Origin of the sequence: Dactylosporangium sp. CA-052675 (assembly GCF_050947935.1) — a bacterium.
In the GTDB taxonomy this organism is placed as follows: Bacteria; Actinomycetota; Actinomycetes; order Mycobacteriales; family Micromonosporaceae; genus Dactylosporangium.
Map to the genome: position 1 here is coordinate 736,316 of NZ_CP192010.1, position 25,707 is coordinate 762,022.

General features: G+C 73.0%; 20 protein-coding genes. 17 read left to right on the plus strand and 3 right to left on the minus strand.

All coding sequences use genetic code 11. From position 1 onward, the window contains the following. The first annotated feature begins 359 nt into the window (after window positions 1-359). From ACQP1P_RS03360 to ACQP1P_RS03370, 3 genes are read left to right on the plus strand one after another with little or no spacing between them, the layout of a single operon-like run. Complete coding sequence (locus tag ACQP1P_RS03360; protein ID WP_433082979.1) at window positions 360-1,886, plus strand: AMP-binding protein; 1,527 nt, start codon at window positions 360-362, stop codon at window positions 1,884-1,886. Further along, window positions 1,883-2,122 (plus strand): glutaredoxin family protein, encoded by a 240-nt coding sequence (locus ACQP1P_RS03365; protein ID WP_433082981.1) that lies wholly within the window; start codon window positions 1,883-1,885, stop codon window positions 2,120-2,122. Before ACQP1P_RS03360 ends, ACQP1P_RS03365 begins: the two co-directional genes overlap by 4 nt. Continuing rightward, on the plus strand, window positions 2,119-2,748 hold the full coding sequence (locus ACQP1P_RS03370; protein WP_433082983.1) for an HAD family hydrolase: 630 nt from the start codon (window positions 2,119-2,121) through the stop codon (window positions 2,746-2,748). The genes ACQP1P_RS03365 and ACQP1P_RS03370 overlap by 4 nt, the downstream gene beginning before the upstream one ends. A 6-nt stretch (window positions 2,749-2,754) precedes the next feature. Here ACQP1P_RS03370 and ACQP1P_RS03375 read toward each other — a convergent pair whose 3' ends face one another. Both ACQP1P_RS03375 and ACQP1P_RS03380 read right to left on the minus strand, forming a co-directional pair. Further along, on the minus strand, window positions 2,755-3,399 hold the full coding sequence (locus ACQP1P_RS03375; RefSeq protein ID WP_433082984.1) for a response regulator: 645 nt from the start codon (window positions 3,397-3,399) through the stop codon (window positions 2,755-2,757). A 117-nt stretch (window positions 3,400-3,516) separates the two neighbouring features. Further along, a complete protein-coding gene (locus tag ACQP1P_RS03380) occupies window positions 3,517-4,821 on the minus strand; it encodes a sensor histidine kinase (protein ID WP_433082986.1) in 1,305 nt (434 codons plus the stop codon). Window positions 4,822-5,230: 409 nt separating this feature from the next. On the opposite strand from ACQP1P_RS03380, the gene ACQP1P_RS03385 reads away from it, so the two are divergent. The 11 genes from ACQP1P_RS03385 to ACQP1P_RS03435 all read left to right on the plus strand — a co-directional run bounded on the left by ACQP1P_RS03385 (window position 5,231) and on the right by ACQP1P_RS03435 (window position 18,765). Beyond that, the gene (locus ACQP1P_RS03385) at window positions 5,231-5,953 is read left to right on the plus strand and encodes a redox-sensing transcriptional repressor Rex (protein ID WP_433082988.1); all 723 of its coding nucleotides are present in this window, start codon (window positions 5,231-5,233) and stop codon (window positions 5,951-5,953) included. A gap of 85 nt (window positions 5,954-6,038) precedes the next feature. Then, window positions 6,039-7,358: a glutamyl-tRNA reductase gene (locus ACQP1P_RS03390; protein ID WP_433082990.1), complete on the plus strand. Its 1,320-nt coding sequence runs from the start codon at window positions 6,039-6,041 to the stop codon at window positions 7,356-7,358. Continuing rightward, entirely contained in the window at window positions 7,358-8,284 is a 927-nt protein-coding gene (gene hemC / locus ACQP1P_RS03395) for a hydroxymethylbilane synthase (RefSeq protein ID WP_433089811.1), read from the plus strand. Before ACQP1P_RS03390 ends, hemC begins: the two co-directional genes overlap by 1 nt. After that, window positions 8,268-9,851: a uroporphyrinogen-III synthase gene (locus tag ACQP1P_RS03400; RefSeq protein ID WP_350612247.1), complete on the plus strand. Its 1,584-nt coding sequence runs from the start codon at window positions 8,268-8,270 to the stop codon at window positions 9,849-9,851. Before hemC ends, ACQP1P_RS03400 begins: the two co-directional genes overlap by 17 nt. Before the next feature lie 62 nt (window positions 9,852-9,913). Further along, window positions 9,914-10,894: a porphobilinogen synthase gene (gene hemB / locus ACQP1P_RS03405; protein WP_433082992.1), complete on the plus strand. Its 981-nt coding sequence runs from the start codon at window positions 9,914-9,916 to the stop codon at window positions 10,892-10,894. Between the two features lie 268 nt (window positions 10,895-11,162). Then, complete coding sequence (galE, locus tag ACQP1P_RS03410; RefSeq protein WP_433082994.1) at window positions 11,163-12,125, plus strand: UDP-glucose 4-epimerase GalE; 963 nt, start codon at window positions 11,163-11,165, stop codon at window positions 12,123-12,125. A 17-nt stretch (window positions 12,126-12,142) separates the two neighbouring features. Next, window positions 12,143-14,152, plus strand: a complete 2,010-nt coding sequence (locus ACQP1P_RS03415) for a hypothetical protein (protein WP_433082996.1) — start codon at window positions 12,143-12,145, stop codon at window positions 14,150-14,152. 10 nt (window positions 14,153-14,162) lie between these two features. Next, the gene (pelF, locus tag ACQP1P_RS03420; protein WP_433082998.1) at window positions 14,163-15,596 is read left to right on the plus strand and encodes a GT4 family glycosyltransferase PelF; all 1,434 of its coding nucleotides are present in this window, start codon (window positions 14,163-14,165) and stop codon (window positions 15,594-15,596) included. A 174-nt stretch (window positions 15,597-15,770) separates the two neighbouring features. Further along, window positions 15,771-17,213 (plus strand): hypothetical protein, encoded by a 1,443-nt coding sequence (locus tag ACQP1P_RS03425; RefSeq protein WP_433083000.1) that lies wholly within the window; start codon window positions 15,771-15,773, stop codon window positions 17,211-17,213. Continuing rightward, window positions 17,210-17,836 (plus strand): spherulation-specific family 4 protein, encoded by a 627-nt coding sequence (locus tag ACQP1P_RS03430; protein ID WP_433083002.1) that lies wholly within the window; start codon window positions 17,210-17,212, stop codon window positions 17,834-17,836. Before ACQP1P_RS03425 ends, ACQP1P_RS03430 begins: the two co-directional genes overlap by 4 nt. Continuing rightward, window positions 17,833-18,765, plus strand: coding sequence for an endo alpha-1,4 polygalactosaminidase (locus tag ACQP1P_RS03435; RefSeq protein WP_433083004.1), 933 nt, complete (start codon window positions 17,833-17,835; stop codon window positions 18,763-18,765). The genes ACQP1P_RS03430 and ACQP1P_RS03435 overlap by 4 nt, the downstream gene beginning before the upstream one ends. A 13-nt stretch (window positions 18,766-18,778) precedes the next feature. Here ACQP1P_RS03435 and ACQP1P_RS03440 read toward each other — a convergent pair whose 3' ends face one another. Next, window positions 18,779-19,426, minus strand: coding sequence for a TetR/AcrR family transcriptional regulator (locus ACQP1P_RS03440; protein WP_433083006.1), 648 nt, complete (start codon window positions 19,424-19,426; stop codon window positions 18,779-18,781). Between the two features lie 283 nt (window positions 19,427-19,709). Between ACQP1P_RS03440 and ACQP1P_RS03445 the strand changes: the two genes are divergently transcribed. The 3 genes from ACQP1P_RS03445 (at window position 19,710) to ACQP1P_RS03455 (ending at window position 25,624) form a co-directional block, all read left to right on the plus strand. Further along, entirely contained in the window at window positions 19,710-22,517 is a 2,808-nt protein-coding gene (locus ACQP1P_RS03445) for a PQQ-dependent sugar dehydrogenase (RefSeq protein WP_433083008.1), read from the plus strand. Further along, window positions 22,514-24,586, plus strand: a complete 2,073-nt coding sequence (locus ACQP1P_RS03450) for a ThuA domain-containing protein (RefSeq protein WP_433083010.1) — start codon at window positions 22,514-22,516, stop codon at window positions 24,584-24,586. The genes ACQP1P_RS03445 and ACQP1P_RS03450 overlap by 4 nt, the downstream gene beginning before the upstream one ends. Before the next feature lie 123 nt (window positions 24,587-24,709). After that, entirely contained in the window at window positions 24,710-25,624 is a 915-nt protein-coding gene (locus tag ACQP1P_RS03455) for a DUF3152 domain-containing protein (RefSeq protein ID WP_433083012.1), read from the plus strand. The last annotated feature ends 83 nt before the right edge of the window (window positions 25,625-25,707 follow it).

Below are 25,707 nucleotides of genomic sequence, written 5' to 3' on the forward strand. Positions count from 1 at the left end.
CGGTGCGTAAACGACCTCAGGGCGCCCCGGCGTCTCACATCCGTTGCACACGATCGGGTGGTCTCTTACTCAGTCGGCGTGTCGGCCCTGCTGGGTTTCGCGCTCCCTTCGCTCGCCCCCTGCGGGGGACCGCTCCCGCGCATCCCCCTCCCTCCGCCGGTCGTGCCGGTCGGCTGGGAGCCGGAAAGCGTCGGGTGCGGCCTTCAGCCGGGCCGTTGCCGTGAGCACGATGGCATGGAAGAGGGTGATTGGTGACGGGTGATGTTCCAGTGCCCGCGCTCTCACCCTCGGCGCCGCCCTGATCGGCGGCCGGGGACGGCTTGGGCCTCGATGCCGCGCGGGGCCCTGTGGAAGACTCCGTGACCGTGCAGGATGTCTCTCATTCAGCCGCCGGCAACTTCGCCGATGCCGTGCGGCGCGCCGCCTCCGCCGGCGGCGCCCGTCCCGCCCTGCGCTCGCACGACGCCGAGCTGACCTGGGCCGAGCTCGACCGCCAGGTGGACGCCGTCGCCGCCGGCCTCGGGGCGCTGGGCCTCGGCGCCGACGAGCGGGGCCGCGCCCGGGTCGCCATCGCCCTGCCCAACGTGCCCGAGTTCGCCGCGGTGTTCTTCGGCGTGCTGCGGGCCGGGCTGGTCGCGGTGCCCGTCAACCCGGCCTACACGGCGCGCGAGCTCACCCACGTGCTGTCCGACTCCGGCGCGGCCGTGCTCGTCGCCACCGGGCCGGTGCTGGAGGCGCTCGGGGACGCGGCGCCGGCGGTACGGTACCAGCTCGGCAAGGGCCTCACCGGATTACTCAGTACCCCCGCCGGCGTCACTCAGGTGGACGCGGTCGGCGGCGGCGAGGACCTGGCCGTGCTCCTCTACACCTCCGGGACCGGGGGCGCGCCGAAGGGCGCCATGCTGCCGCACCGGGCCCTGCTCGCCAACCACGAGCAGCTGGCCCGCATCGAGCCCGCCCCGGTCACGCAGGACGACGTGCTGCTGCTCGCCGTGCCCCTCTTCCACGCCTACGGCCTCAACTCCGGGCTCGGCGCGGTGGCCTACCACGGTGCGTGCGGGGTGCTGGTCGAGCGCTTCGATCCGGCCGACTCGCTGGAGGCGATCGAGCGCCACGGCGTGACCGGGGTGGTCGGGGTGCCGCCGATGTTCATCGCCTGGTCGCTCATGGGCGAGCGGCTCGCGCGGGCCTGGTCCGGGGTGCGGCTCGCGGTGTGCGGCGCCTCCCCGCTGGACCCGGCGGCCGAGCGGCGCTTCGCCGGGACGACCGGGCGCGCGGTACACCAGGGGTATGGGCTCACCGAGGCGGCGCCCGTGCTGACCAGCACGCTGGCGAGCCCGTCGGTCAAGCCGGGCTCCATCGGCCGGCCGATCCCCGGCGTGCGGGTGCGGCTCGTCGACGCCGAGGGTGAGGACGTGCTCGACGACGAGGACGGCACCAGCGACCCCGGCGAGATCGTGGCGTGCGGGGCCAACCTCTTCCGCGGCTACTGGCCCGACGGCGAGGGCGGCCCGGGCGCGGACGGCTGGTGGGCGACCGGCGACGTGGCCTACGCCGACGAGGACGGCGACCTGTTCATCGTGGACCGGCTCGGGGAGCTGATCCTCGTCAGCGGCTTCAACGTGTACCCGCACGAGGTCGAGTCCGTCCTCGCCGCGCACGAGTCCGTGGTGGAGGCCGCGGCGCTCGGGGTGCCGCACCCGTACACCGGCCAGACCGTCAAGGCCGTCGTCGTGCGCGTCCCGGACTCCCAGGTCACCGCCGAGGAGCTGATCGCGCACTGCGAGCGCAACCTGGCCCGGTTCAAGTGCCCGACCGCGGTCGAGTTCGTCGCCGAGCTGCCGCACTCCGCGACCGGCAAGGTGCGCAAGGGGGTGCTGCGGTGACGACGAGGCTCACGCTCTTCACCCGGCCCGGCTGCCACCTCTGCGACGACGCGAAGGCCGTCCTGGACCGCGTCGGCGAGCCCTATCAGGAGATCAACATCGAGGACTCCGAGGAGCTGGAGGACGAGTACGGCTTCCGCATCCCGGTGCTGATGCTGGACGGCAAGGAGCACGGCTACTGGCGGGTGGAGGAGGACCGGCTGCGGCGCGATCTGCGGCTATCCTCACCCGGGTGAAACACCTGGTGTGGGACTGGAACGGGACCCTGCTCGACGACCTCAAGCTCGTGGTCGACGCCACGAACGTCTGCCTGGCCACGGTCGGCGGGCCGGTGATCACCGCGGAGGAGCACCGCCGCGACTTCCGCCGGCCGATCCTGGACTACTACGCGCACGTGCTCGAGCGCCCGGTCGACCAGGTGGAGTTCCAGCTGCTCGACGACGCGTTCCACGACGCCTACCGGCAGCGGATGGGCGAGGTGCGGCTGGCCCCGGACGCGCTGGCGGCCATGGCGAAGTGGCCCGGCAGCCAGTCCCTGCTGTCGATGTTCTTCCACGACGAGCTGCTGGTCGAGGTCGAGCGGCACGGGCTGGGCGCGCGCCTGGTGCGGGTCGACGGCCTGCCCGGGACCGTCGGCGGGCACCGCAAGGCCGCCTACCTGGAGCGGCACCTCGAGGCGCTGGAGCTCGACCCGGCCGACGTGGTGATGATCGGCGACTCCGTGGACGACGGGGACGCGGCGCGCTCGGTGGGCGCCTCGGCGGTGCTGTACGCCGGCGGCTTCACCGACGCCGCCCTGCTGAGGGCGACCGGGCTGCCGGTGGCGTACTCCCTCGTCGAGGCGGTCCAGCTGGCCCTGTAGGCGGGTTCAGCCCTGCAGGTAGGCGAGGACCGCGAGCACCCGCCGGTGCTGCTCGTCGTCCGGTGGCAGGTCGAGCTTGGTGAAGATGTTCTTGACGTGCTTCTCCACCGCGCCGTCGGTGACGACCAGCTTGCGGGCGATGGCGGTGTTGGAGCGGCCCTCGGCCATCAGCCCGAGCACCTCGCGTTCCCGCGGGGTGAGGCTGCGCAGCGGGTCGTCGCGCCGGCGGCGGACGAGCAGCTGGCCGACGACCTCGGGGTCGAGCACGGTCGCACCGGCCGCGACCCGCCGCATCGCGTCGAGGAACTCGGCGACCTCGGAGACGCGGTCCTTGAGCAGGTAGCCGACGGCGCCCGCGCGGTCGGCGAGCAGGTCGTCGGCGTAGGAGACCTCGACGTACTGCGACAGCACGAGGATCGGCGTCTTGGGCACCCGGGCGCGGGCCTCGACGGCGGCGCGCAGCCCCTCGTCGGTGTGCGACGGGGGCATCCGCACGTCCACGATCGCCACGTCGGGCCGGTGCTCGACGACCGCCTCGACCAGGCTGGGACCGTCCCCGACGGCGGCGAGGACCTCGTGGCCGCTCTCGGTGAGCAGGCGCACCAGGCCCTCGCGCAGCAGAACCGCATCATCCGCAACGACTACTCGCACGCGGGTGATACTAGTGCCGGTCTCGCAGGTCTTTCGTGCCCGCGAAGCGGACATGGGGGGTGTGAGCCCCCGGCACGCTCCAGGCCGGAGGCGTCGCCCGGCTAGGACATGGGCCGGCTAGGACATGGGCAGGATCGCGACGACTTTGGTGCCGGCGTCCAGCGGGCTGGTCACGGTGAGCTCGCCGCCCGCCGCGCGGACCCGGTCGGCCAGGCCGGTCAGCCCGTGCCCCTTGGCGAGGCTGGCGCCGCCCACCCCGTCGTCCTCGACCGTGACCAGCATGCCGTAGGCCGAGCGCTGCAGCGTGACCTTGACCTCGCTGGCGTGGGCGTGCTTGGCCACGTTGGTGAGGGCCTCGGCGACGACGAAGTACGCGGTCGTCTCGATGTTGTCGGCCAGCCGCTCGAGCTCGGGCACCTCCAGGTCGACCGGGACGAGCGAGCGGCCGGCCAGGGCGGTCAGCGCGGCTCGCAGCCCGCGGTCGACGAGGATCGGCGGGGCGATCCCGCGGGACAGGGCGCGCAGCTCCTCGAGGGTCTCGCGGGTCTGCGCGAGGGCCTCGGCGACGGTGGCCCGGGCGGCCGCCGGGTCGTGGTCGAACTGCAGGTCGGCGCGGCCGAGGTCCATGGCCAGGCGGACCAGCCGCTGCTGCGGGCCGTCGTGGATGTCGCGCTCCAGCCGGCGCAGGGCGGTCGCCTCGGCCGAGACGGCGGCGGTGGTCTGGGCGCGGGCCCGGTCGCGGCTGCGCTCGGCCTCGTAGATCCGCTCGCGCAGCTCGTTGACCCCGCTGAGCAGGGCGCGGGCGAAGAGCGCCTCGATCAGGGCGACGCCGCGCACGACGGGCACCAGGGTGAGGGCGAAGACCAGGCCGATCGCGGTGTGGAACAGCAGGCGGGTGCCGGTGCCGTCGCCGAGCCCGAGCAGCTCCGGCAGGTCGTGGTAGCCCGGCCCGCGGGGGATGGACCAGTCCCACAACACCGTGCTCAGCCCGCCCAGCGCGGCGGCCCACCAGGTCACCACGAACACGAAGGCGAACGTGCTGGGGATGATCCGGAAGACGCCGTGCAGCAGGTCCAGCCACGACTGGCCGTCGGTGAGCGGGACGAACGTGCGCCGCCAGAAACCGGCGCGGGGGCCGGCCTTCTTGTAGTACGGATGGGGCAGCTGCGTGCGCAGCACCGGGCCGGTCCGGGCGCGCTCGAGGGTCGCGAAGCCGCGCGCCTGGAAGATCGTGACGAACAGGATCGGGAAGCCCACCGTGAGGACCATCAGCCCGAGTCCGAGCGAGAACCCCGTGACGCACAGCACGATGGTGATGATCGACAGGGGGAAGCCGAGCAGCACGTACTGCGTGTCGATGCCCAGCTGGCGGAGGATGCGGGAGAAGCGGCCGGGGCCGAGCGGGGTGATGGTCGTCGTCATGTCATTGACGCTAGGCATCGTGACCCCCGCCTCCCATCCCGTCGTCCAGCCACTTGATGGTAGGGGCAGCCCTACTGGAAAAACGTGTAGTGTCGCTACGTAAGGCACAGGCAGGGCCGCGTGTCGGGTGCACCGAATGCCGGATCTGTGCGAATAATGGCCGGAGCGCCCGCCTGCTGCCGACCGCGTCGGAGAAAGGGGGCACCACGTGCCGCGGGGGCATTTCTCGTGTGCGCGATCCGCACGGGCGGGCGCTGACCTCTACGTGGTGGGCGCCGATTCTTCAAGATCGCGATTTGTGCACGGCTTCACAAGCGCCTACTCTGTTGCAACGACGAATCCCGCTAGCACAGGCGGTAACCGCCATCGCGAGCGGGCTCGTACACCGTCGTCGTCGTCTCGGAGACTCATGAGCCAGCAGCGCACCGGCCCAACGGACGGACCGGACTTTCCGGACCTGCCGGAGGCGACCGTCGCCAGGCTTCCGGAGTACCTGCGCGCCCTGCATCACCTCAGTGAGGAAGGGCACGACACGGTATCGTCGGAGGGTCTGGCCGCGGCCGCGGGGGTCAACTCCGCCAAGCTCCGCAAGGACCTGTCCCACCTCGGCCGCACCGGCACCCGTGGCGTCGGCTACGACGTGACCCTGCTCATCGACCAGATCGAGCAGGTGCTCGGGCTCACCCACCGCCGGGCCGTCGCGCTCGTCGGCGTGGGTAATCTCGGTCACGCCCTCGCGGGCTACGCGGGCTTCGGCACCCGGGGCTTCCGCATCGCCGCCCTCTTCGACGCCGACCTCGGCCGCGTCGGCGAGCAGATCAACGGCCTGACCGTCCGGCACATCGACGAGCTGCCCGAGACCGTGCTGCAGGAGCAGATCGCGATCGCCGTGATCGCCACGCCCGCGCACGCCGCGCAGCACGTGGCCGACCGGCTCGTGGCCGCCGGCGTGACCAGCGTGCTCAACTTCGCGCCGTGCGTCTTGAACGTCCCCGAGGGCGTCGACGTGCGTAAGGTCGATCTGGCCATCGAGTTGCAGATCCTGTCCTTCCACGAGCACCGCAAGTCGGCCCTCACCGCCCTGCCGGCGGTGCAGAAGCCTCAGCACAACGGAGCGGAGGTGGCGTCGTGAGCGGTTCGCGGCGCGGCGGTGAGGCCGCTCACCAGGTGGCGCAGCTCCAGTCGCGACGGCACCGGAGCGAAGCGGGGGTGGTGTCGTGACCGGAAACGTCAATGTTCTGGTCGTCGGGCTGTCGCACCGGACCGCCGGGGTGCCGCTGCTGGAGCGGGTCACGCTGGGCCCCGGCGAGACGCCGGCCGTGCTCGCCGAGCTCGTCGCGCTGCCCTACGTGGACGAGGCCGTGGTGCTGTCCACCTGCAACCGGGTCGAGATCTACGCCGCCGTCACCGCGTTCCACGGCGGCCTCGCCGACATCGGCGGGGTGCTCGCCGCCCGCGCCGGGCTCGCCATGAGCGAGCTGGCCGCGCAGCTGTACGTGCACTACGAGGCCGACGCCGTCCGGCACGCGTTCCGCGTCGCCGCCGGGCTCGACTCGATGGTCGTCGGCGAGGCCCAGATCCTCGGCCAGCTCCGCGACGCCTACGGCACCGCCGCCGAGCGGGGCACGGCCGGACGCCTCCTGCACGAGCTGCTGCAGCAGGCCCTGCGCGTCGGCAAGCGGGTGCACGCCGAGACCGAGATCGACCGGGCCGGGCAGAGCGTGGTCAGCGCCGCGCTCGCCTACGGCCAGGGGGCCACCGCGCCGGTCGAGGGCCGGCCCGCGCTCGTCATCGGCGCCGGGGCCATGGGGTCGCTGTCGCTGGCGACGCTGCGGCGGGCCGGAGCCGCGCCGTTGTTCGTGACCAACCGCGGCCACGCCCGCGCCGAGCGCCTCGCCGAGCTGCACGGGGCCGAGGCGGTGCCCTTCGCCCAGCTGCCGTCGCTGCTCGAGCGGGTCGACGTCGTCGTGAGCGCCACCGCGTCGCCGGAGCCGGTGCTCGACGCGCCGCTGCTCGCCGGGGCCGTCGCCGACCGGGCCCCGTCCGGGCACGACCTGCTCGTGCTCGACCTGGCCCTGCCGCGGGACGTCGCCCCCGCCGTGCGTGAGCTGCCCGGCATCATGCTCGTCGACATCGAGCTGCTGTCCGAGTCGCTGTCCACCACCGCCGACGCGCAGGAGCGGGCCGGCGAGGAGATCGTCGCGGCCGAGGTCGAGGCCTTCCTCACCTGGCTGCGCGGCGCCGACGTGGCCCCGACCGTGGCCGCGCTGCGCGCCCGGGCCGACGAGGTCGTCGAGGCCGAGCTGCGCCGGCTGGCTCAGCGCTGCCCCGAGCTCGGCGACGACGCCCGGGCCGAGGTGTCCCACAGCATCCACCGGATCGTCCAGCGGCTGCTGCACCAGCCGACCGTCCGCGTGCGGCAACTGGCGGCGGCCCCGGGCGGCGAGGCCTATGCTCAGGCGCTGCGCGAGCTGTTCGATCTGCAGATCCCCACCACCGGCATCGATCCGGCCGAGGCCTCCGAGGTGCACCCGTGATGTTGAGGCTCGGCACCCGGGGCAGCGCGCTGGCGATGGCCCAGTCGACCACCGTGGCGGACGCCGTGCGCGAGCGCACCGGCCGCGACGTCGAACTGGTCGAGATCGTCACGCCCGGGGACCGCTCGAGCGCGCCCATCCCGCAGCTCGGCGTCGGCGTGTTCGTCTCCGCCCTGCGCGACGCGCTGCTGGCCAAGGAGATCGACTTCGCCGTCCACTCCTTCAAGGACCTGCCGACCGCGCCCGCCGAGGGGCTGGTCGTGGCCGCGATCCCGGCCCGCCAGGACCCGCGCGACGCGCTGGTGGCCCGCGACGGGCTCACGCTCAACGAGCTGCCCGACGACGCGCGGATCGGCACCGGGGCGCTGCGCCGGATCGCCCAGATCCACGTGCTGGGGCGGCGGCTGCAGACGGTACCGCTGCGGGGCAACGTCGACACCCGCCTGCGCAAGCTCGCCGAGGGCGAGTTCGACGCCATCGTCCTCGCGCACGCCGGGCTCGCCCGGCTCGGCCGCGGCGGCGAGGCCACCGAGGTGCTCGATCCGCTGCTGATGCTGCCCGCCCCCGCGCAGGGCGCACTGGCCGTCGAGTGCCGCGAAGACGATGCCGAGCTGCGCGAGGTTCTCGCCGCGCTCGACGACGAGTACACCCGCGCGGCGGTCACCGCCGAGCGGGCGCTGTTGGCCGAGCTCGAGGCGGGCTGCTCCGCCCCGATCGCGGCACTGGCCGAGGTCGCCGAGGGCGACGAGGGGCCGGAGATCTATCTGCGCGGTGCGGTGTTCAGCCCGGACGGCGGCTTCGCCCTCCGGCTCTCGCGCACCGGAACGCTCGCCGACGCCGCGGAGGTGGGCCGAGCCCTGGCCCGCGACCTGCGCGAAGAAGGCGCCGACAACGCACTGGGAGTGCAGCATGACCCGCACCCGTAAGGGCAGCACCGGCCGGATCGCCTTCGTCGGGGCCGGCCCCGGCGATCCCGGCCTGCTGACGCGCCGCGCCCATGAGGCGCTGGTGACCGCCGACCACGTCGTCCACGACCGTAACGTCCCGGAGCCGCTGCTCGCCGCGATCCGCGCCGAGGCCGACCCCGAGTGCCAGTTCAGCCCGGCCGAGGGCGCCCCCGGCGACGTCGCCAAGGTGCTGCTGTCCGCGGCCCGCTCCGGCCTGCGCGCGATCCACCTCGTCGGCGGCGACCCGCTGGCGCACGAGACGGTGCTCAAGGAGGTGCAGGCCGTCGCCCGCACCGCGGTGCCGTTCGAGGTCGTGCCCGGCATCGGCCAGGCCGCCGGCGTCGCCACCTACGCCGGGGTGCCGCTGCCCGGCGTGCGCGTGACCGCCGACGTCGACGACGTGCAGTCCGTCGACTTCGAGTCCGTCGCCGCCGCCGTGGCCCGCGGCTCCTCCGCCCTCGCCGTCGACGCCGGGGACCTCGCCGCCGTGCGCGACGGGCTCCTCGCCGCCGGGGTCGACCCGGCCACGCCGGTCTCGATCACCGGGGACGGCACGGGCGAGACGCAGTACAGCTCCGCCTCCAGCGTCGACAGCATGGTCGCCGCCGCGCTCGGCTTCGCCGGCCGCGTGGTGCTGTGCCTCGGGGCCGGGGTCGGGCAGCGCGAGAAGCTCGGCTGGTGGGAGAACCGCCCGCTCTACGGCTGGAAGGTCCTCGTCCCGCGCACCAAGGAGCAGGCCGGCGCGATGAGCGAGCGGCTGCGCGCCTACGGCGCCATCCCGTGCGAGGTGCCGACGATCGCCGTCGAGCCGCCGCGCACCCCGGCGCAGATGGAGCGCGCGATCAAGGGCCTGGTCGACGGCCGCTACGCGTGGACCGTCTTCACCTCCGTCAACGCCGTGCGCGCGGTGTGGGAGAAGTTCGCCGAGCACGGCCTCGACGCCCGCCACTTCGGCGGCGTCAAGGTCGCCTGCATCGGCGAGGCCACCGCCGAGGCCGTGCGCGGCTTCGGCATCGTGCCCGAGCTGCTGCCGAGCGGCGAGCAGTCCTCCGAGGGCCTGCTGGCCGAGTTCTCGCCGCACGACGAGGTGCTCGACCCGGTCGGCCGGGTGCTGCTGCCGCGGGCCGACATCGCGACCGAGACGCTCGCCGCCGGGCTCACCGAGCTCGGATGGGAGGTCGACGACGTGACGGCGTACCGCACCGTGCGCGCCGCCCCGCCGCCGGCCGACATCCGTGACGCGATCAAGTCCGGTGGCTTCGACGCGGTGCTCTTCACCTCGTCGTCCACGGTGCGCAACCTGGTCGGCATCGCCGGCAAGCCGCACGCCCGCACGGTCGTCGCGGTGATCGGGCCGAAGACCGCGGACACGGCGGTCGAGTTCGGCCTGCGCGTCGACGTGCAGCCCGCCCACGCCTCGGTACCGGACCTGGTGGAGGCGCTGGCGAGCTACGCTGTGGAGTTGCGCGAGAAGCTCGCCGCGATGCCCGCGAAGCAGCGCCGCGGCTCGAAGGTGCAGGGCCCTACCGCCCTGAGGTTCCGGTAGCCGTCGCGGGCCGCGCCGGTCTCGACCGACGAGGCCTGTGACGTTGAGAGGGGATCGCTCCCGTGGGTTTTCCTGAGGTCCGGCCGCGCCGGCTGCGTCGCACCCCCGCGATGCGCCGGCTCGTGGCCGAGACGCACGTGCAGCCGTCCAACCTGATCCTGCCCATGTTCGTCAAGGAGGGGCTGACCGAGCCGCGGCCGATCAGCTCCCTGCCCGGCGTCGTGCAGCACTCCCGGGAGTCGCTGCGCAAGGCCGCGGCCGAGGCGGTCGCCGAGGGCGTCGGCGGCCTGATGCTCTTCGGCGTGCCGCAGACGCGGGACGAGACCGGCTCCGGCGGCATCGACCCCGACGGCATCCTCAACGTCGCCATCCGTGACGTGATCGCCGAGGTCGGCGACGCCACCGTGGTCATGGCCGACCTCTGCCTCGACGAGTTCACCTCGCACGGGCACTGCGGCGTGCTGGCCGCCGACGGCTCCGTCGACAACGACGCGACGCTGCGGCAGTACGAGCTGATGGCCCTCGCCCAGGCCGAGGCCGGCGCGCACGTGCTCGGCCCGTCCGGGATGATGGACGGCCAGATCGGCGTGGTCCGCAGCGCGCTGGACCGGGCCGGGCACACCGACATCGCCCTGCTCGCCTACGCGGTCAAATACGCCAGCGCCTTCTTCGGCCCGTTCCGCGAGGCCGTCGAGTCCGCGCTCACCGGCGACCGCAAGGCCTACCAGCAGGACCCGGCCAACCTGCGCGAGTCCCTGCGCGAGGTCGCCCTCGACATCGAGGAGGGCGCGGACATGGTCATGGTCAAGCCCGCGCTGCCGTACCTCGACGTGGTGACCAGGGTCGCCGAGATGGTGGACGTGCCCGTGGCCGCCTACCAGGTCTCCGGCGAATACGCGATGGTCGAGGCCGCGGTCGCCAACGGCTGGCTCGAGCGCGAGCGGGTCGTCCTGGAGACGCTCACGTCGATCCGCCGGGCCGGCGCCCAGCTGATCCTGACCTACTGGGCGAGCGAGGCCGCCCGTCTCCTGAGCCGCATCTAGGGCCTTCGGGCATCCGGTCCGGTCCTCCCGCCGACGACGAACTCGGCGGGAAGGCCGGACCGTCGGCGTTTCGGGGTGCCGGACGTCATCGCCCAAATCGGGCATTTTGGGCGTGTCGCGGCGATTTCCCCGCCGGCCCTGGCGCAGAATTGTTGTCGCAGGTCATGGGCCTGGTTACGGCCCCGCGCCGGTGAAATCCGGTCCGCGCGAAGTGTCAGGAACGCGACAGTTGCCCGATCGGGCGGGTTAGGCCCTCGTTGCGCTGATCGTGAGATGGCTCGTCACCGGAGGCGCCGGTTACATCGGCGCGCACGTCGTGGCCGCCCTGCAAGGGGCGGGCCTCGAATGCATTGTCGTCGATGACCTGTCCACCGGCCGGGCCGCGCGGGTGCCGTTCGGGGTGCCGCTGCTGCGCGCCGACGTGCGCGACGCCGCGGCCGTGCGCGAGGTGTTCCGCCGCCACCGGCCCGACGGGGTGATCCACCTCGCCGCGCGCAAGGACGTCGCCGAGTCGGCCGCGCACCCGCTGCGGTACTACCGCGACAACCTCGACGGCCTCGGCGCGGTCCTTGCGGCCGTGGCCGAGACCGGCACCCGCTCGGTGCTGTTCTCCTCCAGCGCGGCCGTCTACGGCACGCCCCGCCGCTCCCCGGTGCGCGAGCAGGACCCCACCGAGCCCGAGAACGCCTACGGCCGGACCAAGCTCGTCGGCGAGTGGATGCTGCGCGACGCCGCGGCGAGCGGCGGATTCCGCTGGGGCGCGCTGCGGTACTTCAACGTCGCCGGCGCCGCCGCCCCCCACCTGCGCGACGAGGGCGGCACGAACCTCGTGCCCCGCCTGCTGCGCGCCGCCGCGCTCGGCATCCCGGCGACCGTCTTCGGCACCGACTACCCGACCGCCGACGGCACCGCCGTGCGCGACTACGTGCACGTGGCCGACATCGCCGACGCGCACGTGCGCGCGGCCCTCGCCCTGCACGAGGACGAGCTGCGCGACGAGGTGCTCAACGTCGGCCGCGGCGAGGGCGCCTCGGTGCTGCAGATGATCGCCGCCGTCGGCCGGGCACTGGGCCGCCCGCTGCCCTACGACGAGGCCCCCCGCCGCCTCGGCGACCCCGCCGCCGTCGTGGCCAGCCCCGCCCGCATCCGCGCCCGCCTCGGCTGGCGTGCCCGCCACAACCTGCACGCCATCGTCACCTCATCGATCGCCGAAGTCGTCAAGGCCGCCTGAGAAGGAGCACGAGCACCTTGAAGTCCCGGATCGTCGCCGGATCGCTGGCCCTGCTGGGCCTCGCCGGCATCGCCCTCGCCCAGCCCGCGCTGGCCGCCGCCGCCCCCAAACAGCGCATCGACCTGCGCGTGCTCGTGCTCGACGACGACAGCACCGGCATCGACACCCTGCGCGCCCAGCTCGACCGGGAGGGCGTGCCCTACGACGCGCTGGACCTGGCCGCGGCCGGGCGCCCGCGGCTCACCGCCGCCTACCTCGCCGACACCGTCGACGGGGTGCGCCGGGCCAGGTTCCAGGGCGTCATCGTGCCGAACGAGAGCTCGGTGACCGGGGCCGAGGCGACCGCGCTGGCCGACTTCGAGCGCGAGTTCAAGGTGCGCCAGATCGACGCGTACACCTTCGCCGGCTCGAACGTGGGCCTCACCAACACCTGGAGCGGGGTGCTCGACGGCACCACCATGCAGGTCACCGACGCCGGCAAGGCGGCCGGGTTCGGCTACCTCAAGGGCGCCGTCCCGGTCGACGACCGCGACCCGGCGGTCTCGGAGTCCTTCGGCTACCTCGGCGCCGCGGCCGTCGCCTCCGGTGCGACCTTCACGCCCCTGGTCACCGGGGCGAAGCCCGGCGGCGGGGCCACCGGATCGCTCATGGGCGTCTACGCGCACGACGGCCGCGAGGAGCTCGTGGTGACGCTGGCCGCCAACCGCTTCCAGACCCACGCCATGGAACTCGGGCACGGCCTGATCACCTGGCTGACCCGTGGCACCCACCTCGGCTACACCCGCAACTACTTCAGCGTCCACGTCGACGACGTCCTCCTGCCCGACGACCGCTGGGACACCGTGCACAACTGCACCGTCGGCGACGACTGCAACCCGCAGCGGGACCCGGCGACCCTGCCGTACAACCAGACCATCCGCATGACCAAGGACGACGTGAACGCGCTGGTCCAGTGGCAGAAGGCGCGCGGGGTCAAGCTCGACGTCGTCTTCAACGGCGGCGGCAGCGTCGAGGCCGGCGCCGGCGACCCGCTCACCGCGGCCGTCGTGGCGAACAAGAGCCAGCTCCGCTTCATCAACCACACCTACGAGCACACCTACCTCGGCTGCGTCCAGGACTTCACCGTCACGCCGTGGAAGTGCACGGGGCAGTGGGTGTCACAGGCCGACATCACCGCGCAGATCAAGCAGAACGTGGACTGGGCCAAGTCCAAGGGCATCCCGATCGACCCGGCCGAGCTCGTCACCGGCGAGCACTCCGGCCTCCGGACGCTGCCGCAGATGCCGGCCGACAACCCGAACCTCGCGCCCGCGCTCAACGCCAACGGGGTCCGGTACGTCGCCTCGGACGCCTCCCGCGAGCAGACCCCCCGGCCCGTGGGCAACGCCGTCACCGTGCCGCGGTTCCCGATGAACATCTACTACAACGTGGCCACCGTCGCCGAGGAGGTCGACGAGTACAACTGGCTCTACACCAGCGCGGCCGACGGCGGCAGCGGCATCTGCGAGAACAACCCGCAGTCGACCTGCGTCAGCCCGCTGGGCGCGAGCGGCTTCACGAAGTACATCGTGCCGGCGGAGTCGCGCATCGCCTACGACCACGTGGTCTCCGCGAACCCGGCCCCGCACTACGCCCACCAGAGCAACCTCGCCGAGGACCGGATCCTGTACCCGGTGCTGGACGCCGTCCTCGCCCGGTACCGCGACACCTACACCACCGCGACCCCCGTGGTGAACGTGAAGTTCGCCGAGACCGCGCTGCAGAACCGGCGCCAGGCGGCCTGGACCGCCGCGGTGCAGAGCCGCCAGATCGAGGCGTACCTGCTCGACGGCAAGGTCACCGTCACCAACAAGGGCGCCGCGCTGGACGTGCCGCTGACCATGCCGAGCGGCACCACGCTCGTCACCGCCTCGCTGCTGGGCCTCGAGGTCGGCGGCGGCGCGTTCGGCGAGGCCTACGGCGGCGAGCGCTCGGCCTGGCGCAGCGTCGCCAGGAACGGCCGGCAGCTGCTGAGCCTCCCGAGCTGAGCCGGTCGCCGTGCGTGTCGTCCTCGTCAACGAAGGCACCTACCCGTACGCCACCGGCGGCGTCACCACCTGGTGCGACCAGCTGGTGCGCGGACTGTCCGAAGTGGAGTGGGACCTCGTCGCCATCGTCGGCACCGAGCCCGACCGGCCCGCGGTCGCGCTGCCCGGCAACGTCCGGTCGCTGCGCCCGGTGCCGGTCTGGGGGCCGGCCCGCCCCGCGCGTGGCCGGGCCGAGCGGGCCGCGGGGCTGCTGTGCCGGGGCATGCTCGGCGACTCGGCGCCCGACCTCGTCCTGTTCGCCGAGGGCCTGCGGGCCCTCGCCGAGCTGGCGCTGGGCCGCACCCGCTTCGGCCGCCGCGTCGGCCGGCACCCGCTCGCGGGCGCCGGCCTGGCCGACATCCTGCTCGACGCCTGGGCCCGGGCCGCGGCCGACGGCATCCGGCTGCCGCGGCTCACGCTGCGGGAGGCGGACGAGGCGTCGGTACTGCTGGAGCACGCCCTCCGCCCGCTCGCCGCGCCGCTGCCCGAGGACGCCCAGCTGGTGCACGCCAACGCCAACGGGCTCTCGGCGATGGTCGCCCTCGCCGCGAAGTGGCGCCTCGGGGTGCCCTTTCTGATGACCGAGCACGGGGTGTACCTGCGCGAGCGGTACCTCGCCGCCGGCGCCCAGTCGCCCGGGGTGAAGACGGCGCTGCTGCGCTTCCACCGGGCCCTGGCGCGCCTGGCGTACTGGGAGGCCGACCTGATCACCCCGGTCAGCGGGTTCAACGCGCGCTGGGCGGTGCGCCACGGCGCCGACCCGGCCAAGCTCGCCGTCATCGGCAACGGCGTCGACCCGGAGCGCTTCGCGCCCCTGCCCGGCGAGCCCGACGAGCCGGTCATCTCCTGGGTCGGGCGCATCGACCCGCTCAAGGACCTCGAGACGCTCATCCGCGCGCTCGCCATCGTCCGGCAGTCCATCCCCGACGCCCGGCTGCACCTGGCCGGCCCGGTCCCGGACGGCAACGAGTCCTACGCCGCCGACTGCCGTGCGGTCGCCGGCTCCCTCGGGCTCGCCGACGCGGTGACGTGGGCCGGGCCGTGCGCGTCCAGCCGCGACGCGTTCGCCGCCGGGCAGGTGGCGGCGCTGTCGAGCATCTCGGAGGGGATGCCGTACACCGTGCTGGAGGCGATGATGTGCGGCCGCCCGACGGTGAGCACCGACGTCGGCGGCGTGGCCGAGGCCGTGGGCAACGCGGGCCTCGTGGTGCCGCCGCGGGACCCGGCCGCGTTCGCCGCCGCGTGCGTGGCGTTCCTGTCCTCGGCCGAGTTCCGGGCCACGATCGGCCACAGTGGACGGCGGCGGGCATTGTCGGAGTACACATTGGACCGCTGCGTGTCCGCCTACCGCGCCCGGTACCGCTCCCTCGTCCCGCAGCCCGCCGACCGGCTGGTGCCGGCGTGAGCGGTACGGAGCGGAGCGGAGTGGCCGCGAACCATAGATGCGGTTGGGTCTCGCGCCGGTGCCGGAGCGGAGCGGAGGTGCCGGCGTGAGCGGTACGGAGCGGAGCGGAGTGGCCGCGAACCATAGATGCGGTTGGGTCTCGCGCCGGTGCCGGAGCGAAGCGGAGGTGCCGGCGTGAGCGGTGATTCTTTGGTGATCGTGCCGGCGCAGCGGCGGGCGCGGCCCAGCGAGCTCGACCGCCCGGAGCCGCTGCGCTACGTCGGCCGGGTCGCCACCGACCCGGTCGCCGCGCTCGCGGACAAGATGCGCGACGACTGCCTCAGCGCCGTCGACATCGACGAGATCGCGGCCATCCTGGAGGCGAACGGCATCAACGACCGGGTCGCCGACCGCGAGTACGGCGCCCCGTCCGTCTTCGTGCTCGCCGGGCGCGTGGTCGCGCGCACCCTCGACGCGGCCGACACCCAGCAGATCCGCCCGGTGCCGCCCGAGGGCCCCGGCGCGGGCCGGGTCGTCGCCGACACCCTCCTGCGCGCGCTCATCTACCTGACCCCGCTCGTCATCGGCCTCGGCGCGTCGTCCGAAGTGGACGGTGTGCCGGGGCTGGCCACCACCGGCACGCTCATGCTCGGCTGGGGCGGCGGGCAGGCGCTGTCGTACCTGGGCTACCGGGCGCTGTCCGAGCGCGGGCGCGCCGCGGCCGCGCGGCTGCTCGGGGGCGGCTTCCTCGCCCTGGCCGCCCTGTGGAGCCTGGTGCTGATCGGCACCGGCGCCCGCGCGTTCGTCGTGGCCGCCGTCCAGCTCGCGCTGTTCGCCGTGGCCGCGGTGACCCTGGTGACCAACCGGGAGCGGATGGTGATCCTGGCCGTCGTGCCCTGCTGGGTGGCGACGGCCGGGCTCGGCCGGGGCCTGAGCGTGTCCTGGCTGCTCGCCTGCGTCGCCGTGCTCGTCGGGGTCGCCTACCTGCCCGTGCTGCGGGAACGGTTCCCGCGCCGGGTCACCCGGCGGCGGTGGCGCACGTGGCGGTACGACATCGGCTACGCCGCCCTCTACGGGCTCGTCGGCACCGGGCAGGCCGCGCTGCTGCGCACCGTCGCGCTCGACGGGATCGCGCCGCACCGGGTGCCGCCGGCGGCCTTGCCGCTGCTGCTCGGGGTACCGCTGATGGAACTGACCCTCGTGTGGCACCGGCGGCGGATCGCGTCCGCGCGGGCCGACCTGGCCGACCGGTTCGCCTTCGACCGCCGGCTCGGCCGGATCAGCGCCGGCACCGTCGCCGTGCTCGCCGTCCCGGTCGTGGTGGGCGCGGCCATCGCCGGGGCCGTCTGGTTCGGGCTGCTCGCGCGCGGGCAGTCCTTCGCCGCGGCCGTGCTGCTCATGGCCGTCTACGCGCTGTGCCTGGTGCTCGCCTCGCACGGCCGCGCCGGCACCGCCGCGATCGTCGTGTGGTGGCCGGCGCTGCTCGTCACGGGCGTCGGGCACTGGGCGCCGGCCCTGGTCCACGTGGCGCCCACGTTCGCCGAAACCCTCGCCGTCGCGACGCTGCTCGGGGCCGGTCTGCCCGGGCTCGCCGTCGCGGCGCTCGTCCTGCGCGATCCGGAGAGTTACCGAGCATGATGCTGCTGCCGTTGTACGTCCACCCCCTGGCCGACCCCGAGGCGTGGGACTGCCTGCCCCGCGGCGGGGCCTGCTGGACAATCGTCAACGTCCACAACGGCCCCGGCGCGGGCCGCGACGAGGTTTACGCCGAGGCGACCGAACGCCTGCACGCGGCCGGCGTCCGCATGCTCGGCTACGTCGACCTCGGCTACGGCGGGCGCGCCAACGGCGAGGTCTGGTGCGACATCGTGGGCTGGTCGCAGTACCCGGTCGGCGGCATCTTCTTCGACCAGGTGCCCGCCGACGCGGCCGGGCTCGCCTACGTGACCCAGGTGGTGCGCGCGGTGCGCGGCTCGGTCGTGCTCAACCCCGGCACCCGCTGCCTGCCCGGGTACGCGGCCCTCGCCGACGTGGTGTGTACGTTCGAGGGGCCATGGGAGTCCTACGCCGCGCAGCCGGCCACCGATCGCGACTGGCCCAACGCCGCGCACCTCGTCTACGGGGTGCCGACGGCGCGGCTGGGCGAGGCGACGGCGCTGCTGCTGCGCCGGGCCGGGCACGGGTTGGTGACGGACCTCGCGGCGCCGCTGCCGTACGAGGGCGTCCCCAGCTCCCTGCGGGCCCGGGCCGCCGCGCGGTGATCTCCCGCCGGCTGCGCGCCCTGCTGCTCGGCCTCGTCGCGGTGACCGTGCTCTACGCGGCCGCCTGCACCGGCGGCGACCAGCACGGCCGGGACGTCGGCGGGGCCGGCTCGCACGCCCCCGCCACCGGGGGCGCCGGACCGTCCGTCGCGGACGGTCTCGGCTCCGCGCCGGTGTCCCCGCCGGGCTCGGCGGGCCCGTCCGGCGCCGCGGCCCCGCCCGCGGCCGGCTGGTGGAAGCCGGCGGTCGGGCTGACCTGGCAGTGGCAGCTCACCGGGGCGCTGGACAAGTCCGTCCCGGCCGAGGTCTACGACGTCGACGGCGCCAACACCTCGGCCGCCGACGTGGCCGCGCTCAAGGCCGCGGGCCGGCACGTCATCTGCTACGTGAACGTGGGCGCCCACGAGGACTTCCGCGCCGACGCCCGGAACTTCCCGGAGTCCGTGCAGGGCAAGGGCCTCGACGGCTGGCCGGGGGAGAAGTGGCTCGACATCCGGCGCTGGGACGTGCTCGAGCCGCTGCTGTCGGCCCGGTTCCGACAGTGCAAGGACAAGGGCTTCGACGCGGTGGAGCCGGACAACGTCGACGGCTACAGCAACAGCAGCGGCTTCCCGCTCACCGCCGCCGACCAGCTGACCTTCAACCGGCGCGTGGCCGACCTCGCCCACCGCGCCGGGCTCGGGGTGGGCCTCAAGAACGACGTCGAGCAGGCCGCGGCGCTCGCGCCCGCCTTCGACTTCGCCGTGAACGAGGAGTGCGCGCGCTACGACGAGTGCGACGCCCTGAAGGTCTTCACCAGCGCCGGCAAGCCGGTCTTCCACGTCGAGTACGACGGCTCCACCGGCTCCTTCTGCGCCAAGACCAGGGCCCTGCGCTTCTCGTCGATGAAGAAGAAGACGGACCTCGACGCCTGGCGCGAGACCTGCTAGCCGGCCCCCGCGCTCAGCCGAGCCCGCAGCGCTCGGCCAGGTTGTGCATCGCCCGCAGGATCCCCGTCCGGTCCGCGGGCACCTCCAGGGTCTCGGCCGTGACGCGCAGCCCGGCCAGGGTGTAGCCCAACTGGCGCCGCCAGGCCGTCGGGGCGCTCTGCGCGGTCCGCTCCACCAGCCCCGCGTTGGCCATGAGCATCGGCACGACGTCCTCGGGCTGGAAGTCCGGCCGTAGCACGCCCGCCGCCCGGGCCCGGTCGACGAGCGCCGCCAGCCCGCGAAACGCCCGCCCGCGCAGGCTCTCCAGCTCCGGCACCCCGGACACGGTGGCGATGAGCAGGTCGGCGAACGCGCGGCTGCCCGCCTGGACCTCGCACAGGAACGTCAGGTGCCCGGCGAACGCCGCCCACGGGTCCTCGACCCGCAGCGCCCGCTCGGTCACGTCGACCACCTCCTGCAGCGCCTCGGCGAACACCGCGGCGACGAGGTGGCCGCGGCTGGGGAAGCGGCGGTAGAGGGTGGCGTTGCCGACCCGGGCCCGGCGGGCGATCTCGTCGAGCGGCGCCTCCAGCCCCCGCTCGGCGAAGACCACCTTGGCGGTCTCGACCAGCTGCCGGCGGTTGCGCTCGGCGTCCTTGCGCAAAGCACCCTGAGCCCCCATGGCTACAGCATATGGCCGGAAGCCTTTTTACCGTTCGAGCAAAAGTTACGGCATTGAAGATGCAAAGTATGGACAGTCGTAGCTAAAGACCCTAGTGTGTCCCCCACGACACCAGCGCGTTTCATCAATGTATCCGGATCGGCACCGGATGCGGGGGAGCCGCGGGGTCGACTCCGGCATCCGGCGCGACGGCGCGCGCCCCGCCTGGCACCTCACCACGTCAGGAAGGGACACCGTGAACCAGCAACCCTCCGGGCATCGATGGCGGCCGATAGCTGCCGCCTTGATCCTCGTCGCTTCCAGCCTCACCGCCACCGCGTTCACCCTCGCCGCGGAGCCCGCCACGCCCGCGGCCGCGGCCATCAACGCGGCCGACTTCCAGCAGGTCACCCTCGCCAAGGGCGAGCCCGAGGTCGGCGAGCCGCTGACCATCTCCGTGCTGCCCGACCGGTCCGTGCTGCACACCGCCCGCAACGGCACCCTGCGGCGCACCGACGCGAGCGGCACCACCACCGTCATCGCGACCATCCCCGTTTACACCCACGACGAGGAGGGGCTGCAGGGCGTCGCCGCGGACCCGAACTTCGCGAGCAACCGCTACATCTACCTGTACTACGCCCCGCCCCTGTCCACCCCGGCCGGCGACGCCCCCGCCACGGGCACCGCCGCCACCTGGACCACGTGGACCGGCGTCAACCGGCTGTCCCGCTTCACGCTCAACGCCGACTTCAGCGTGAACATGGCCAGCCAGGTCAACATCCTCGACGTGCCCGCCAACCGCGGCATCTGCTGCCACGTCGGCGGCGACATCGACTTCGACGCCGCGGGCAACCTGTACCTGTCCACCGGCGACGACTCCAACCCGTTCGACTCCGCCGGCTACTCGCCGCTCGACGAGCGCACCGAGCGCAACCCCGCCTACGACGCCCAGCGCTCCGCGGGCAACACCAACGACCTGCGCGGCAAGATCCTGCGCATCAAGGTCGCCGCCAACGGCACGTACACCATCCCCAGCGGCAACCTCTTCGCCCCCGGCACCGCGAACACGCGGCCCGAGATCTACGCGATGGGCTTCCGCAACCCGTACCGCATGACCGTCGACAAGGCCACCGGCATCGTCTACGTCGGCGACTACGGCCCCGACGCCGGCGCCACCGACCCCAACCGCGGCCCGTCCGGGCAGGTCGAGTTCAACCGGATCACCGCGCCCGGCAACTACGGCTGGCCGTACTGCACCGGCGCGAACACCAGCACCGAGACCTACAACGAGTGGAACTTCGCCACGAACTCCACGGGCGCGAAGTACAACTGCGCCGGCGGCCCGACCAACAACTCGTTCCGCAACACCGGCCTGAGCACCCTGCCCCCGGCCAAGCCGGCATGGATCCGCTACGGCGGCGACGCGGGCAGCCCGCCCGAGTTCGGCGGCGGCTCGGAGTCGCCGATGGGCGGCCCGGTGTACCACTACGACGCCGCCAACCCGTCCACCACGAAGTTCCCGCAGTCCCTCGACGGGCTCTTCTTCGCCGGCGAGTTCGGCCGCGGCTGGATCAAGCCGATCAAGATCAACGCGGACGGCTCCCCGGGCGCGATCGACAACTTCCCGTGGAACGGCAAACAGGTCATGGACATGCAGTTCGGCCCCGACGGGTCGCTGTACGTCCTCGACTACGGCACCGGCTACTTCAACGGCGACCAGAACTCCGCCCTCTACCGCTACGACTACGTCGGCGCCGGCGGCAACCGGGCCCCGACCGCCGTCGCGAGCTCGAACGTCACCTCCGGCTCCGCCCCGCTCGCCGTGAACTTCTCCTCCGCGGGCTCCACCGACCCCGAGGGCGGCGCGCTCACCTACTCGTGGACGTTCGGCGACGGCGGCACCTCGACCGCCGCCAACCCGTCGCACACGTACACCGCCAACGGCACCTACTCGGTCACCCTCACCGCCAAGGACCCGCAGGGCGCCATCGGCACCGCCGGCGTGATCATCAGCGTCGGCAACACCGCGCCGACGGTCGTCATCAACGGGCCCAGGCCCGGGCAGCTCGTGTCGTTCGGCGACTCGGTGCCGTGGAGCGTCACCGTCACCGACCCCGAGGACGGGGCCATCGACTGCAGCAAGGTGACGATGACCTACGTGCTCGGCCACGACCAGCACGCGCACGCGATCACCTCACAGACCGGCTGCGCGGGCACGATCAACATCCCGGTCGACGGCGAGCACGACTCGGCGTCGAACATCTTCCCGATCTTCGACGCGCAGTACACCGACAAGGGCGGGCTCACCGTCCACGCCCAGAGCATCATGGCGCCCCGCTACCGGCAGGGCGAGTTCTTCAAGTCCTTCCTCGGCGTCGACCAGATCACCAAGCCGTCGGCCGAGGGCGGCAAGACCGTCGGCAACATCAACAACGGCGACTGGATCGGCTTCGACCCGTACAAGCTCAACAACGCGACCTCGTTCAGCGCCCGGGTCTCCTCCGGCGGCGCGGGCGGCACGCTGACCCTGCGCACCGGCTCGCCCACCGGCACGGTGATCGGCTCCGCGACGGTGCCGGTGACCGGCTCCTGGGAGACGTTCACGACCGTGAGCGGTCCCATCACCAACGCGCCCGCCGGGACGACGTCGCTGTACCTCACGTTCTCCGGCAGCACCACGGCCGCGCTGTTCGACCTCGACAGCTTCACCTTCGTCACCGGGGCCGGCGGCAACGGCGTCGGGCCGGTGAAGGGGCTCGCGGGCAAATGCCTCGACGCCCGCGGCGCCGGCTCCACCGACGGCACCCAGATGCAGATCTACACCTGCAACGGCACCGGCGCCCAGGTCGTCGTCGTGGCCGGCCAGCAGCTCAAGGTGCTCGGCAAGTGCCTGGACATCTCCGGCGGCGCGACCGCGGACGGCACCAAGGTGCAACTGTGGACGTGCAACGGCACCGGCGCCCAGAACTGGGTGCCGCAGGCGGACGGCTCGCTGAAGAACCCGGCCTCCGGCAAGTGCCTCGACGTGGCCGGGGCGAACTCCGCCGACAGCACCGTCGTGCAGCTCTACACCTGTAACGGCACCACCGCGCAGAAGTGGACCCTGCCATGAGGCTCCGAGCTCTGACGTTCGCCGCGATCCTGGTCTCCGGCCTGCTGACGGCCGCCCCGGCGCAGGCCGCCGACTCGCCGTACGACGTCCTGGTCTTCTCCAAGACCGCGGGCTTCCGCCACGACGCGATCCCGGCCGGCATCCAGGCCGTGCGCGACCTCGGCGCGGCGAACAACTTCACCGTCACCGCCACCGAGGACGCGAACGCGTTCACGACGGCGAACCTGGCCCAGTACGAGGCCGTGGTGTTCATGAGCACCACCGGCGACGTGCTCAACGACACCCAGCAGGCGGCGTTCGAGTCCTACATCCGCGGGGGCGGCGGCTACGTCGGCGTCCACGCGGCCGCCGACACCGAGTACTCCTGGCCCTTCTACGGCCAGCTGGTCGGGGCCTGGTTCGCCAGCCACCCCGCGATCCAGCAGGTCAACTCGCGCACGGAGGACCGGGCCAACCCGGCCACCGCGCACCTGCCGCAGGTCTGGACCCGCACCGACGAGCTGTACAACTACCAGACCAACCCGCGCGCGACCGCCCACGTGCTCGCCACCCTCGACGAGTCGTCGTACTCCGGCGGCTCGATGGGCGCCGACCACCCGATCACCTGGTGCAAGACCATCGACAGTGGACGGTCGTTCTACACCGGGTTCGGGCACACGCAGGAGTCGTACGCCGACGGCAACTTCCGGAACGAGCTGCTCGGCGGCATCCGCTACGCCGCCAAGCGCGCCCAGGCCGACTGCCGGCCCGAGACCGGCTACACCGCGCTCTACAACGGCTCCACGACCGGCTGGTCGCAGGCCGGCCCGGGCGGCTTCACCAACGCCGACGCCACCCTGAGCTCGACCGGCGGCCTGGGGCTGTACTGGTACTCCGCGAAGCAGTTCGGCACGTCGTACTCGCTCAAGGCCGACTTCCGGATCACGGGCGACAGCAACTCGGGCGTCTACGTCGGGTTCCCGAACCCGGGCAACGACCCCAACATCGCGATCAACCAGGGGTACGAGATCCAGATCGACGCCACCGACACGCCCGATCACACCACCGGCGCGATCTACAACTTCCAGTCCGCGAACATCGCCGCCCGCGACGCCGCGCTCAACCCGCCCGGCGCGTGGAACACCTACGAGATCTCGGTCGAGGGGCAGCGGATCCGGGTGTACCTCAACGGCTCGCTGATCAACGACTTCACCAACACCGACCCCGCCCGCAACCTCGACGGGTACATCGGCATCCAGAACCACGGCACGGGCGACAACGTGTCGTTCCGCAACATCCGCCTGCGTTCGTCCGACGACGCCCAGCAGGCGGAGCTGTTCAGCGCCGCGAGCGGGGTGCAGCCGTACACGAAGGCGGGCGCGCACAACGGCCAGACGCTCGGCTACATCGACCCGGGGGACTGGGCGGCGTACAACGGGCTCAACATCGGCGGCTCGACCTCGCTGCGCGCCCGGGTCGTCTCCGGCGGCCCCGGCGGCCAGATCCAGGTGCGCACGGGCTCGGCCACCGGCCCGATCCTCGGCACCGTCACCGTGCCCAACACGGGCAGCTGGGACACGTACGCCGACGTCAGCGCCCCGCTGACCGGCGTGCCCGCGGGGACGGCGAACGTGTACCTGACGTTCACGGGCACCGGCACCGGCCTGTTCGACCTGGACGACTTCACGTTCGTCAAGGGCACCACGGCCGCGAGCGGCCCGATCCGCGGCCTCGCGAGCAAGTGCCTCGACGTGCGGGGCGCGGGCACGGCGGACGGGACGCAGATCCAGCTGTACGGCTGCAACGGCTCCGGCGCCCAGAACTGGACGGTGTCGGGCCAGACGCTGCGGGCCCTGAACAAGTGCCTGGACGTCTCCGGCGGCGGCTCGGCCGACGGCACCAAGATCCAGCTGTGGACGTGCAACGGCTCCGGCGCCCAGAACTGGGCCGCCCAGGCCGACGGCTCGCTGCGCAACCCGCAGTCGGGCAAGTGCCTGGACGTGGCGGGCGGCGTCTCCACCGACGGGACCGTCGTGCAGCTCTACACCTGCAACGGCACCGGCGCTCAGAAGTGGACCCTGCCGGCCTGATGTCCTGACGGTTTCGCAGGAGGGGACTGTACTGAGACGCACAGTCCCCTCCCTCGCGTTGCTTACCGTGACGGATTCCATCGAGGGGCACCATCGACGGGCAAGTTCCCCTAGGCTCGGCGCGTGCTGGGGACCAGAGCGAGACGCTTCGGGCTGACGGTGGCGCTACTGTCCGTGCTGGCGGGCTGCGGATCGAACGCGGCGTCGTCTCCGCCGGCCGACGCGGCGGCGTCGTTCGAGGCGCCGTCGAGCTCCGATCCCTTCCCGGTGGGCCAGCTGGAGGGCGCCGCCGAGCTCGCGCCGGCCCCGAAGAAGTCCGCCAGCGCGAAGCCCTCGGCCACGGTCAAGAAGGTCAACCCCGGCGGGGACACCGGCGGTGGCAAGGCCAACACGAACGACGGCGTGCCCAACACCGCGAGCGGCACGTTCACCGTGGCGACGGGCGGCACGGACCTCGTCGGCTCGGCGGACGCGGCGACGCTGGTGAAGTACCGCGTCGAGATGGAGAACGGGATCACCTGGGGCAGCAACCCGGTCTGGACGACCGCGACCCTGGCGACCGAGGTGGACCGGGCGATCGCGTCGCCGGACGGCTGGACGAAGTCGGCCGAGCACCCCGTGACCTACGAGCCGAACAAGATCAGCGGGGCGAGCTGGAAGTTCCAGCGGGTGAGCGGCTCGGACTACGACGTGACGCTGAAGCTGGCGACGCCGGGCACCGTGGACAAGCTGTGCAAGGCCGTCGGCGTGACGACGCAGGGCATCTACTCCTGCCGCTACGGCAAGACGATCCTGCTGAACCTGCGCCGGTGGCTCAAGGGCATCGACGGCTTCCCGGCGGGGATCGACTTCCACGCGATGACGGTCCTGCACGAGATGGGCCATTTTCTCGGCTTCGACCACATGAAGTGCCCGGGCTCGGGCCAGGTGGCGCCGGTGATGCAGACGCAGACGATCGCCCTGAACGGCTGCAAGCCCAACGCTTTCCCCTTTACCACGGACGGCACCTTCGTGTCGGGCCCGTGGGCGTCGAGCTGACCCTGGGGTGAGATGCCTTCACCCTGAGTCATGATCATCGGGGCGATTTTTCGGCGTCGGCTAGAATGAGTTTTGAAATATGA

Coding starts and splice junctions, on each gene's coding strand:
- ACQP1P_RS03380 (WP_433082986.1), bottom strand. CDS start 4,821: ATGACGACGACCATCACCCCGCTCGGCCCCGGCCGCTTCTCCCGCATC.
- ACQP1P_RS03385 (WP_433082988.1), top strand. CDS start 5,231: ATGAGCCAGCAGCGCACCGGCCCAACGGACGGACCGGACTTTCCGGAC.
- hemC (WP_433089811.1), top strand. CDS start 7,358: ATGTTGAGGCTCGGCACCCGGGGCAGCGCGCTGGCGATGGCCCAGTCG.
- ACQP1P_RS03400 (WP_350612247.1), top strand. CDS start 8,268: ATGACCCGCACCCGTAAGGGCAGCACCGGCCGGATCGCCTTCGTCGGG.
- ACQP1P_RS03430 (WP_433083002.1), top strand. CDS start 17,210: ATGATGCTGCTGCCGTTGTACGTCCACCCCCTGGCCGACCCCGAGGCG.
- ACQP1P_RS03440 (WP_433083006.1), bottom strand. CDS start 19,426: ATGGGGGCTCAGGGTGCTTTGCGCAAGGACGCCGAGCGCAACCGCCGG.
- ACQP1P_RS03450 (WP_433083010.1), top strand. CDS start 22,514: ATGAGGCTCCGAGCTCTGACGTTCGCCGCGATCCTGGTCTCCGGCCTG.